The organism is Vibrio sp. OPT46 (assembly GCF_015163535.1).
GTDB lineage: Bacteria > Pseudomonadota > Gammaproteobacteria > Enterobacterales > Vibrionaceae > Vibrio > Vibrio alginolyticus.
Genome location: NZ_JADDYG010000165.1, coordinates 34,621 through 36,617, shown reverse-complemented (window position 1 = coordinate 36,617; position 1,997 = coordinate 34,621). Strand labels below are relative to the sequence as shown.

Here is a 1,997-nt window from a genome sequence, read left to right as displayed (position 1 = left end):
GCGATTTTCGCCGCTCACCATTGCCAATAGCCCCAACTAAAAAACCAGAACCCAGAACCCAGAACCCAGAACCCAGAACCCAGAACCCAGAACCCAGAAGAACTTTGACGACTTTTGACGCTTTCACAAGCAACTTACACAAGCACGTTGATTGATGTAAAAATCAGATTTCAAACTAGCTTTAAAACGCTGATTTATATGCAGTAAGTTAACGCCGCGTTAAGGGGCAGCAACGCGCTACCACTAAACTTCAATTTACCACCGTAAACACAGATGCCAAGATCTGAGACAAACTCGCCAAGCGTTGACTGTCCCTCTTGAACGCTTTGTTATGTGCGTGCCTGCTTTTGCACCACCCTCACCCACTTGGAACGCCACTCCTGCGCTTCCATTGGGTCTGGCCAGAACTCTTTCTGTTTACGGATAAGCCCATTTTCTACCGTATGGAAAGTAATAGCACGCGCCTTTTGAACGCTATCAGTTATAGAAACATCAGTGACTACTGTTTCGCCATCGGAGACGATTGATTGAACGACGAACTGCCAAGTACCATTTGCTGGATAGTAAGTGTTGATTGCTGTGAAGTTGTCTTTTCCAACAATAAGCTCACCAGATTGAGGCCAAAACCCTTCAAAATCTGGGCTAAGCAACTCACTTGCTTTCGCGAAATCATTAGTTTTCATTGCGTCCCAAAAAGCTAAGACGACTTCCTTTGAATTCATTATTTCCCACCAAGCACATAACGCTCTGTTAAGGGGTGAGCAACTCAATACCGATGCCACCGCATACCACCTTAATCACTAAAACCAACGCATAGTAAAAATGCCACGCGTTGTGAATCCCTCTTAAACAGTTTGTTAGCTGCGTACCAACATTTTTGCCACATCAATTGCGACAACTTCTGTACCACAGAGGTTTGGATTCCAATTGAGACCCACAAGATGTCCATCGCTATGAATACCTTTTAGCCAATTATCAACGAATGAATCTAGGTTAATTGGACTTGGGACATACAACCCCCAATCACCAATTGCGACCCGACTTGCGTATGCTCTATCTGACCAAAAAACATAAACTGATGCGTCTGGATACAGATTCGAATTACAAACTGCCCAACCACCATCAGGATGCTGAAGTCCCCAAACAGTTCGATTTTCGATTACTCTGTCGATAAATCTTATGTAATTGGAACTTGATGTAGCTTTATCTTGGAGCATCATTTTTCCTCTAAGCAGCTAACGCTCTGTTAAGGGGTGAGCAACGCAATACTGAAGCCGCCGCATACCACCTTAAACACTAAAACCAATGCATAGTAAAAATGCCACGCGTTGCGAATCCCTCTTGAACAGTTTGTTAGGAGTTTTATTCATAGCGTTCACAATCTTTCGGTATGTCTATATATGTTTCATTTGCCCTCCAGTCCTGAGTCCGAGGGTCAAAGTAAAGCTCATACGTTGAGACGCTGTTATATGTACCCGATGTTATCTGATTTCCAATAGTAACTATATTTGGCTCTGAAATAGTGAAAATCCAAACATTGTCACCTGACACTAACTCAAGTCGACTATCAGAAACAAACGAAGCCTCTTCTGTAGAAAAGAACTCTCTAGGATAACTTTCACAATACCACTTTAAATTCTGACCATAAGAGCTATAGACAGTTCTCATGTTGAATTTCTCGTACAAATCTTTTGTGGTTACTTGCTCTGCTCCGTTAGAGCTGAATGCAAACAATGTTAAAACGACACTAAAAATCAATTTCATGCGCAAACTCCTAACGCCTTGTTAAGGTGTGAGGCGCGCAATACCGAAGCTTCCGCATACCACCTTAACCACTAAAACCAACGCATAGTAAAAATGCCACGCGTGCCGAATCACTCTTGAACAATTTGTTAGCATACTTTTTAAATGCTCATAGTTCTTTAAGTGATTCTCTTAGTTTATCCATAGTTTGAATTCCAAGTTCACTACTAACCCAACCGTACTGGTCGCCATGG

General features: G+C 42.5%; 3 protein-coding genes and 1 pseudogene. All 4 read right to left on the bottom strand.

What is annotated here, in order from left to right; all coding sequences use genetic code 11:
• Nucleotides 1-329 precede the first annotated feature (329 nt).
• Entirely contained in the window at nucleotides 330-722 is a 393-nt protein-coding gene (locus tag IQR33_RS07835) for a nuclear transport factor 2 family protein (RefSeq protein ID WP_017634384.1), read from the bottom strand.
• A 135-nt stretch (nucleotides 723-857) separates the two neighbouring features.
• A complete protein-coding gene (locus IQR33_RS07825; RefSeq protein ID WP_025998600.1) occupies nucleotides 858-1,220 on the bottom strand; it encodes a DUF2750 domain-containing protein in 363 nt (120 codons plus the stop codon).
• 142 nt (nucleotides 1,221-1,362) lie between these two features.
• Nucleotides 1,363-1,764 carry a hypothetical protein gene (locus IQR33_RS07815; protein ID WP_053304463.1) on the bottom strand — a complete coding sequence of 134 codons (402 nt, stop codon included), beginning with the start codon at nucleotides 1,762-1,764 and terminating at the stop codon, nucleotides 1,363-1,365.
• A 148-nt stretch (nucleotides 1,765-1,912) separates the two neighbouring features.
• Nucleotides 1,913-1,997, bottom strand: a pseudogene (locus tag IQR33_RS32535) (HIT family protein); the annotation flags it as partial.